The 9,178-nt window shown below is 35.1% G+C and carries 10 protein-coding genes; 4 read left to right on the top strand and 6 right to left on the bottom strand.

The window, feature by feature from the left end; translation table 11 throughout:
* Window positions 1–412 precede the first annotated feature (412 nt).
* Window positions 413–1,120 carry a tetratricopeptide repeat protein gene (locus tag H1P_RS27920; RefSeq protein ID WP_144873902.1) on the top strand — a complete coding sequence of 236 codons (708 nt, stop codon included), beginning with the start codon at window positions 413–415 and terminating at the stop codon, window positions 1,118–1,120.
* Window positions 1,121–1,174: 54 nt separating this feature from the next.
* Here the strand turns inward: H1P_RS27920 and H1P_RS27925 are convergent, their stop codons facing one another.
* Window positions 1,175–1,561, bottom strand: a complete 387-nt coding sequence (locus H1P_RS27925) for a slr1601 family putative cell division protein (RefSeq protein WP_144873904.1) — start codon at window positions 1,559–1,561, stop codon at window positions 1,175–1,177.
* 113 nt (window positions 1,562–1,674) lie between these two features.
* Window positions 1,675–1,770, bottom strand: a complete 96-nt coding sequence (gene psaM / locus H1P_RS27930) for a photosystem I reaction center subunit XII (RefSeq protein WP_144873906.1) — start codon at window positions 1,768–1,770, stop codon at window positions 1,675–1,677.
* 277 nt (window positions 1,771–2,047) lie between these two features.
* Here psaM and H1P_RS37795 point away from each other — a divergent pair, with 277 nt between their 5' ends.
* The gene (locus H1P_RS37795) at window positions 2,048–3,046 is read left to right on the top strand and encodes a hypothetical protein (protein ID WP_222427280.1); all 999 of its coding nucleotides are present in this window, start codon (window positions 2,048–2,050) and stop codon (window positions 3,044–3,046) included.
* Between the two features lie 628 nt (window positions 3,047–3,674).
* On the opposite strand, the gene H1P_RS27940 is transcribed toward H1P_RS37795, so the two are convergent.
* The 3 genes from H1P_RS27940 to H1P_RS27950 all read right to left on the bottom strand — a co-directional run bounded on the left by H1P_RS27940 (window position 3,675) and on the right by H1P_RS27950 (window position 4,495).
* A complete protein-coding gene (locus H1P_RS27940; protein ID WP_144873908.1) occupies window positions 3,675–4,013 on the bottom strand; it encodes a type II toxin-antitoxin system PemK/MazF family toxin in 339 nt (112 codons plus the stop codon).
* Window positions 4,013–4,234 carry a type II toxin-antitoxin system MazE family antitoxin gene (gene mazE, locus H1P_RS27945; protein WP_144873910.1) on the bottom strand — a complete coding sequence of 74 codons (222 nt, stop codon included), beginning with the start codon at window positions 4,232–4,234 and terminating at the stop codon, window positions 4,013–4,015. The genes H1P_RS27940 and mazE overlap by 1 nt, the downstream gene beginning before the upstream one ends.
* Before the next feature lie 96 nt (window positions 4,235–4,330).
* Window positions 4,331–4,495 (bottom strand): type II toxin-antitoxin system HicB family antitoxin, encoded by a 165-nt coding sequence (locus tag H1P_RS27950; protein ID WP_144873912.1) that lies wholly within the window; start codon window positions 4,493–4,495, stop codon window positions 4,331–4,333.
* A 224-nt stretch (window positions 4,496–4,719) separates the two neighbouring features.
* Here H1P_RS27950 and H1P_RS27955 point away from each other — a divergent pair, with 224 nt between their 5' ends.
* Window positions 4,720–5,721 carry a hypothetical protein gene (locus tag H1P_RS27955; RefSeq protein WP_144873914.1) on the top strand — a complete coding sequence of 334 codons (1,002 nt, stop codon included), beginning with the start codon at window positions 4,720–4,722 and terminating at the stop codon, window positions 5,719–5,721.
* Between the two features lie 233 nt (window positions 5,722–5,954).
* Window positions 5,955–8,855, top strand: coding sequence for an isoleucine--tRNA ligase (gene ileS / locus H1P_RS27960; protein ID WP_144873916.1), 2,901 nt, complete (start codon window positions 5,955–5,957; stop codon window positions 8,853–8,855).
* Between the two features lie 38 nt (window positions 8,856–8,893).
* Here the strand turns inward: ileS and H1P_RS27965 are convergent.
* Window positions 8,894–9,178, bottom strand: a 285-nt coding sequence (locus tag H1P_RS27965; RefSeq protein ID WP_144873918.1) for a HEAT repeat domain-containing protein, incomplete at its 5' end; no start/stop codon positions are given.

Consider the following 9,178-nt stretch of genomic DNA (forward strand, 5'->3'; position numbering starts at 1 on the left):
AGGGGGGACGGGGTTCACAAGCTGGGCGGGAGACCCGCCCAGACGACCCCTCACTTTTCTGGTTTTATGTTTTGTCTCTCACAGTTAACTGTGGTTTGTTGAAGTCCCCCCATCCCCGCGCTCGTCAAGCGGGATCGAGATAATCTGTGACTTTACATGAGATTTATAAACTGGCATATTCAGCCGAATATTTGGTTGATTTAGTGTCAAACTTATAAAACTTAGATCTCAACTGCTTAAATTACCTGTTAAGTAGTAGATCGACGAAGTGACATAGTTAGAAAGCTACGCCTGAAAAACGGTGCAAAACCCCACAGAGGTTTCCGACCTTAACAAGGACAAGCATCAAAAGACGACGGAGATTTTTCTAACTTTATTCAAGTAGCTCTTAGAAAAAGGTCTAATTGATGCAATGCAGACTAACTTTTGCGACCAAACCAATCAACAATTACCATTTTGTCCCTGGAACAAAAACTCGAAAGAGACAAGAATTGCCGAATCTCAGCAATTTGATTCTGAAACACTTATTGTTTCATCAGAAAATCAAATACATTCTTACATTGAAAAGACTGTTAACCAAGGTAATTATGCAGTAGCAATTTCTCTAATTAATGAATTAATTTCTCGTTACCCCAATAGTGCTATCAACTACAATAATCGAGGGTTAATGTACTTTCGCAATAATCAACTATCTGAAGCTCTCGATGACTTGACTCACGCCTTGGAAATTAATCCCAAGTTAGATAGTGCTTACAATAATCGCGCCAATTGTCATGCTGCTCAAGGTAATTTGATAGCTGCAGTTTCTGATTATGACGAAGCTTTAGATCTCAATCCTACTAATCTTCGCGCTTGGATTAACCAAGGGATTACTTTTCGCGATTTGGATTTTTTCGATTTAGCATTAGAAAATTTTGATATTGCTTTAATTGTGGGAAATAGTCTTCAAGAGAGAATCCATGGTGAACGAGGACGTACTTATCATCTTAGAGGAGACTGGAATTGCGCAGTTGCCGATTATCAGACGGCTCTACAACTATTATCCAATCAAGGCGATCTTCAAAGTTATCAATCCAAGGTTCAAGGTTGGTTAGATGATTTACTCAATCCCATTAAGTAAATCAAGCCAATTAGAGTCTACCGTAAGCATAAGCAGTTAAAAAGCGTTGATAACTTATTCTTTTTGGTCGTTATTACGCCAGAAGACGCGAATCCGATTTTTGGCAATACGGGGACTTTGTTCTTCCATTAAGTTTTCAATTTGCCAAGAATCAAAATTTTTCTGTAGTTCTTGACGTTTAATATCAACTCGATGTTCTGTTTCTTGAACTTGAGCGCGCAGTTCTTTAAGTTTTGCTGACTGAGCAAAATGATAGGGAATCAGTCTGGAGAGAGAAATTAAGGCTACTAGACTAATCAATAAACTCAGAAATAATTTGAAACTAGTTTCAGCGATCATTTCTGTTTCACTATAATTACGAAAATGCTGTCGTGACTTTCTCACCTGAGAACGGGGTAAATGAGAAGCTTTTTTAGTAAAATGCTTGTTTTGGGATTTCATAGTCAGCAACGCCTCATCCAAAGGAACGAAACCCTAGACTAGCAACTTTTTAAAAGATTGCCAATCTAAAATCTCGCTCTTTTATCTATTTAAAAATTTCGCTGAAATTGTTTTTACTTATACAGTTCGGTGGAAAGGCGGAAAGCCAAAATACCAGGAATTAAAGCAATTAACAAAGCAACAAAGATTTGAGTTTCCGATATAGGCATGGTTAACGGACTCCTAAATAAATAAACATTCACCCACTAATTTGCGTCATAATCGACCCTAAGATAAACAGATTGTTACAAGATGCAACATTACCCTAAAGAGATGTATCGTAATGTTGGCGAATTTAGGCTTGGTATCTGATGGTTTCAACTATAGCGATTATCTTGATTATTAATTAAGTATTATAGAGTATTGCGATCGCTTTTTTCTTCTAATATTTATTATGTAGAGTGGGCATTGCCCACCTTACTAATTGAGATGAAATGAATTGTTTATATGTCGAAACACCAAGAAATACTTAAAATTGGACTTAACGCTCTCAAAATTGAAATCACTAATCTATGTGCGTATTTATCTAAGTGGCAAATAGAGCAAATTTTTAAGCAAGCTGGTTTCCCTGAAACTGATGATAATCCCACAAGAAGAGGTTTAGTTGACAACTACTACTCCTCGCTAGATTGGAATAACCAAGAAACAGTTCAAAAGTTTTTAAAAGTTATAGAAATTATCTTATTACTTTCTGATATTAGAGAAGAAACCAAGCAATATATAAGGAATGTTTGTAAAGAATGTGGATTTAAAGTTAGTAATGGTCATTACATAAATAATGATTTTATTCCAGATTTATTCATTTATCAATTTCCCGCAGGATTACCTTATGGAAAAAATAAGCCTAATTTTTGTATTAAAGCTAAAAATGGTAAGCAAACACTAAGCTTTGAGTTAACTGGGGAAACTAGCATTATAAAAAAGGATGTATATCCTGATTTTAGTTATGGTAAATTTGCTGAAGCTAATGGATTTAATTCTGTAACAGACAGTAATTTTAGAAAAGCGTTAGCTAATATGAATCAAACTAAGTATGAAAGAGATTTTTTTATAGCTTACGCCAAAAAACTTAGAATGGCTGATAGAGATATACCTGTTTTAATTCCTCAAGCATGGATTCAGTGGCATTCTTTATCTAAAAAAAATTTGCGTTCTAATTCTTCTCTTTATCCAGATGATTTATATCGAATAGATTTTGTCGCATTTTGGAATAATAAAAGATTTGCAATTTTGATTGATGACATTAGTCATTATGGTATAAAGAATGAGAAATATTGGTTTGCTAGTGAAGAATCTTATTCAAAAAGATTAAAAGAAGATAGAAAACTTAGCTCAGAAGGATGGCAAGTATTTCGTATAAGTAACTGGGAATTAAAGCAATCAAATAATTCTCAAATATTGGATAATATTGTAGTTGAATTAAAAAACTTTATTGGATTTGAGTGAAAATTAATTTTCATTTTATTCACTATTCTCCGTGTCAACCTTCACCACTTTAGGCGATTTTTTTTACTAACTAATTGCGAAATATTCTGTTCATTACGTAAATCTCGAAACCAAACAATCCAAATCTTTTCGAGTATACTTTGCGATTCTGCGCTTCCACAAAAGAGATAAAATCAAAACTGTTAACCAACACCACGAACAAGTGATAATATACAGATACATCAAAAACCCTTAGCTAGAATCGTTGAAACAGTGATAGAAGCAAAAAGCTACAAAGGTTACCATAAACCTATCCCAGACTGATTTTAATATGCGTGCCAATGCCGTGAAGCGAGAGCCAGAATTGCAGCAATTTTAGGCAGAAAATCAGATATACGAGCAACTGTCACAGAATAACTTACAAAATATTCTAAAATATGCAAGCGATCGCTTTTTGATGATGTAATTTTAAATAAGGTAAGATTTCCGATGGAATAGCATCCAAAGCAGCTAAATCGCACAAACGAGCCTACTTTTGAATTTAAATTACCTTCTTGTAAAGCTTTAACAATAACCTCAATAACTTTATCTGGTAGTTTTTAAGTCATCTACATTCTTCTCCTATCACTTAAATTGGAGATTGTCTTTTTTAAAAGCCAAAAACAATTTTTAAAGCTTTATGAATAGATTCTAAATAATGTTGTTCTAAAACTCCTTGAAGATTTTGTATCCTAGAAACATCTACTACTCTTAATTGTTTGAGATTAATATGTCTCTCCTTATCCAAACCATTATCTTTAGTGGGAATAATATTTACAGCAAACAACCAATTCTTATGTCCAGGTAAAATTGGCGCAACAATAACTGTTCTCGAACCACGATTTACAACATCAGATTGAATGATAACACAAGGTCTTTTTTTCTGGGTTTCCGCACCTCTAGTTGGCTCTAGATCGACCCATCTTATTTCCAATTGCTTGTAAGACATTACTGTAACCCATCACTCAACGTAATGTCCCAATCAGCCAACTCTTCTTGATAAGATTCTTCAGCTTCTTCTTGATTAGCCCGTAATATTTTTTCGGCAATAATTCTTTGTTTTTCTGCTTTGAGAATACTATTAATATAAGCACTACGATTCCCATTAGCTTTGGACTCTAGAAACTCATAGGCTTCTTTATCTAGGGTTATGGTTACGCGATCGGACATATATAGTAATTTATTTAGTAATCACTATTATCATATCATGAGTATGATTATTGATCGATTAGTGCGATCGCATTTATTTTAATTTAAAAACAGATATTATTTATTCAGTTCTTCAACTGTTTCTAAATAAGTAGTAATCGCATCTTTAATATTTTCCAAAGCTTCTTCTTCTGTCTCTCCCCGCGACCAACATCCAGGTAAACCAGGACACCAAATTGCATATCCTTCCTCATTTTGTTTGAGTTTTACTTTATAGCGCATATTAAACCCATATTTAAAATTATTCTCAGATTAACAAAAGTACGATTAAATTGTTAATAACGCGATCGCTTTTTGATGGTGTAATTTTAAATTCAGTATTTTACTTTCAAAGTCCAAAAAATATTTTTGATGTTATCTTAGTGGTTGACTAAGCAGTTGTAGGCTTAGCGGGCTTTAAAGTCTGAACAATATAAAACTGTGAGGCATTCTTTGATATTTTAATTATGGAAGCGGATTTAGCTAAATTATTAGTGTCAATGCTGATAATAAATAGTACTGATGGAGATCATTATCAATATTGCAAAGAAATTTTAGATTTTGTTTTTAAGATAAATAATTCTAATGATAACGTACAAAAAATTTTAGAAAATTTCGCAGAGAGTGAATACAGATCGGCGATGACTCATCTTGAAACGGCATCGCAAGTAACAAACAATTACGATTTAATAGATGATTCAATCAAGCAAGCAAAAAATTGTTTGATTAATGCACTTGGTAAAGCTGAGAAAAAAAATAATCAAGCTATAATTGCATTTTACATCGCAATATGTTGGCTTTGCTTGAATGAACAAGAGTTAGCTATACAATGGTTTCTAAAAGGATATGAATTATCATTAGAGATAATTTCTGATTTAATGTTGTTTTCTAGTATTTACCTTAATCAAAAATCAGAAGAATATGTGGGCATTAAATCCTTCAGAACAAAGAAACCGCTAGTAATATATTTCTTTCTGCTTCGTGGTTATATCTTGCAGTTAGAAGAATATGTGGGCATTAAATCCTTCAGAACAAAAGAAACCGCTAGTAATATATTTCTTTCTGCTTCGTGGTTATATCTTGCAGCAGCAATGGGGGGACCTCTTTCGATTATTATATTTTCTGGATATTCATTCACTGGTATTCTCTCTGCTAAAAAATGGTATAAAGGTTATTCATTAAATAAGAACATAAAATTAAATGTTAAAACTATAATAACTATATTAAAATTCGTAAAAAATATAAAATTTTTAATTGAAGAACAAGATAACACCCCTAGCAAAAGCGAGATAAACAATAGTTTGAATATCAAACAAATTTATGTTGATAATGCTGTTTCGTGGTTTAAAGATATACAGCAAGGACCGCTAAATGGTTGTTGGAGTCTTGAAAATGGCTATAGTGAAGGTAAACCCAGCCAGGAAGATTTACTAAAAATAGAAAATGTAGAATGGCAACAACATTTTTAATTATTTTATAAGTAAAATCTGATAGAAAGTTATAGAAATCCCTTTTTGAGAATTTCTCATATTTTGAAGTTATGTAGTAGTTAGTTTTGATTCATCACAATCAAACCCTTTGCGTATCTTTCTTTGCGCCTTTGCGTCTCTGCGTGAGATAAAAAAAGCCATTATCCCAAACCCCACTGACAAGTAATAATATACAGATACATCAAAAAACCCTTAGCTAGATCGTTGAAACCGTGACAGAAGCAAAAAGCTACAAAGAAACCGTAAATCTACCCCAGACTGATTTTAGTATGCGTGCCAATGCAGTGAAGCGCGAGCCAGAATTACAGCAATTTTGGGCAGAAAATCAGATATACGAGCAACTGTCACAGAATAATCCTAAAGAATCCTTTATTCTCCACGATGGCCCACCATACGCTAATGGTTCGCTACATATGGGTCATGCTTTGAATAAAATTCTCAAGGATATTATCAACAAATATAAGCTACTACAGGGACACAAAACTGATTATATTCCTGGTTGGGATTGTCATGGACTTCCTATTGAATTGAAAGTATTGCAGAAAATGAAGTCTAAGGAGAGACAAGGTTTAACTCCTCTCAAGCTGCGCCAGAAAGCCCAAGAATTTGCCTTAAAAGCCAAACAAGAACAGTGTGAAGGCTTTAAACGTTATGGTGTTTGGGGAGACTGGGAACATCCTTATTTAACTCTCACTCCCGAATATGAAGCAGCCCAAATTGCCGTATTTGGTGAGATGGCATTAAAGGGCTATATTTATCGTGGGTTGAAACCAGTTCACTGGAGTCCTTCATCTCGTACTGCGTTGGCAGAAGCAGAGTTAGAATATCCTGAAGGTCATACTTCCCCTAGTATCTATGTAGCTTTTCCTGTAGTAAGTTTGGGTGAAGGTGCAAAAGAGTTAGAAGAGTATTTACCTAAATTAAACGTAGCTATCTGGACGACAACACCTTGGACTATTCCTGGTAATTTGGCAGTAGCAGTTAATGGGGATTTGGAATATGTGGTGGTAAGGGCGAATGGTCATTCGTCTCTACAATATTTAATTGTGGCGAAGGATTTGGTAGAACAATTATCTACAACCCTGGAAGCAGAATTAACTATTAAAACCACAGTTACAGGAAAAACCTTAGAAGGGATTACTTATCGTCATCCTTTATTCGATCGCGAAAGTAAAGTAGTAATCGGTGGTGATTATATTACTACCGAATCTGGTACGGGTTTAGTTCATACTGCGCCAGGACATGGACAAGAAGACTATATCACGGGACAAAAATATGATTTGCCGATTCTTTCTCCTGTAGATGACGGGGGTAAGTTTACCGAAGAAGCTGGTAAGTTTGCAGGGTTACAAGTAGTTGCAAAAGGTAACGAGAAAGTTAGTGCGGGTAATCAGGCTATCATCGATGCACTGCAAGAAGCAGGTTCGTTACTAAAACACGAAGAATACGCCCATAAATATCCTTATGATTGGCGTACTAAAAAGCCTACTATCTTCCGTGCGACTGAACAATGGTTTGCATCGGTAGAAGGTTTTAGAGATAACGCTTTAGAAGCAATTAAATCTGTTACTTGGATACCCACAATAGGAGAAAACCGTATTACTCCTATGGTGAAAGATAGAAGTGATTGGTGTATCTCCCGTCAACGTAGTTGGGGTGTACCGATTCCTGTCTTCTATGATGAGTCAACCAACGAAGCTTTATTAACAGAGGAAACTATCAACCACGTTAAAGCTATTATTGCTGAAAAAGGTTCTGATGCTTGGTGGGAATTACCAGTAGAAGAGTTATTACCCGAACAGTATCGTAATAATGGGAAAACCTATCGCAAGGGTACAGATACCATGGATGTCTGGTTTGATTCTGGTTCGTCTTGGGCTTCTGTAGCTAAAGCTAGAGGTTTAAAATATCCTGTAGATATGTATCTCGAAGGTAGCGATCAACATCGGGGATGGTTTCAATCTAGTTTGCTTACCAGTGTGGCTGTTAATGATACCGCACCCTATAAAACTGTCCTCACTCACGGCTATGTAGTGGATGCAAATGGACGAAAGATGAGTAAGTCTTTAGGTAATGGTGTTGACCCTAAAGTTATCATCGAAGGTGGTAAGAATAAAAAGCAAGAACCTCCTTATGGTGCTGATGTGCTTCGATTATGGGTGTCTTCAGTAGATTATTCTTCTGATGTTCGTATTGGGAATAGTATTGTTAAACAACTAGCGGATATCTATCGTAAGATTCGCAATACTTCCCGTTTCTTACTGGGTAACTTACATGATTTCGATCCCAGTAAAGATGCGGTAGCTTATGCAGATTTACCCGAATTAGATAAGTATATGCTGCATCGCATCACGGAAGTGTTTGCAGATATCACCGATGCTTACGAAAGTTATCAGTTTTATCGTTTCTTCCAAGCTGTGCAGAATTTCTGTGTGGTAGATTTATCGAACTTCTATCTTGATATTGCTAAAGATAGATTATATATCAGTAGTTTGGGTTCTTTCCGCCGTCGTAGCTGTCAAACAGTTTTAGCTGTAGCTATTGAAAATTTAGCGAAATCTATTGCACCCGTATTATCTCACATGGCAGAAGATATCTGGCAATCTATTCCTTATGAAACTGGTTGTAAATCTGTTTTTCAATCTGGTTGGGTAGAAACCAAAGAAGAGTGGCGGGTAAGGGCTGTTCGCGAACAGCCCCAACTATGGGAAACCATTCGTAACCTAAGAGACGAAGTAAATAAGGTAATGGAAGAAGCCAGACAAAGTAAAGCGATCGGTTCTTCTTTGGATGCTAAAGTGTTACTTTATCTTGCTGATACCGAATTAAAAAATAAACTCGGCGAGTTTAATCCAACTGACTCTTTAAATCCCAAATCTGTAGATGAATTGCGGTATTTCTTCCTTGCTTCTCAAGTCGATTTACTAGATAATACGGATGCTATTGAAAAAGAAACTTATAAGAGTACATCCGATACCGTATCTATTGCTATTGTAAAAGCTGATGGAGAGAAGTGTGAAAGATGTTGGAATTATTCTTTAAGTGTTGGTAGTTTCGCAGACGATCCGACGATATGCGATCGCTGTAATGACGCTCTAAAAGGAGAGTTTTAATTATTAGTTAAATGTAGTGGTAATTAATTATTACTATTTTAAAAAGGAAGCATAGATTTTATTTCTGATGATTCGGAACTCAGTTTAATCAAAGATTCTCTAGCTTCCTTTCTAACTTCTTTATCTCGATCTTCTAGAGCTTTAATAAGTGGTGGGACTACTTTTATATCCATAATATTACCTAAAGCCCAAGCTGCTTGTTGTCTGACAATAGGATTCGGATTCTTTAAACTAACAATTAATTCGTCTATTGCTTTTAATTTTGCTAAAGTTCTCTTTTCGCACGTCAAAATGTAATATGTAAAGATTATGTTTTTGCCCCC

Origin of the sequence: Hyella patelloides LEGE 07179, assembly GCF_900659865.1 — a bacterium.
Taxonomy (GTDB): Bacteria; Cyanobacteriota; Cyanobacteriia; order Cyanobacteriales; family Xenococcaceae; genus Hyella; species Hyella patelloides.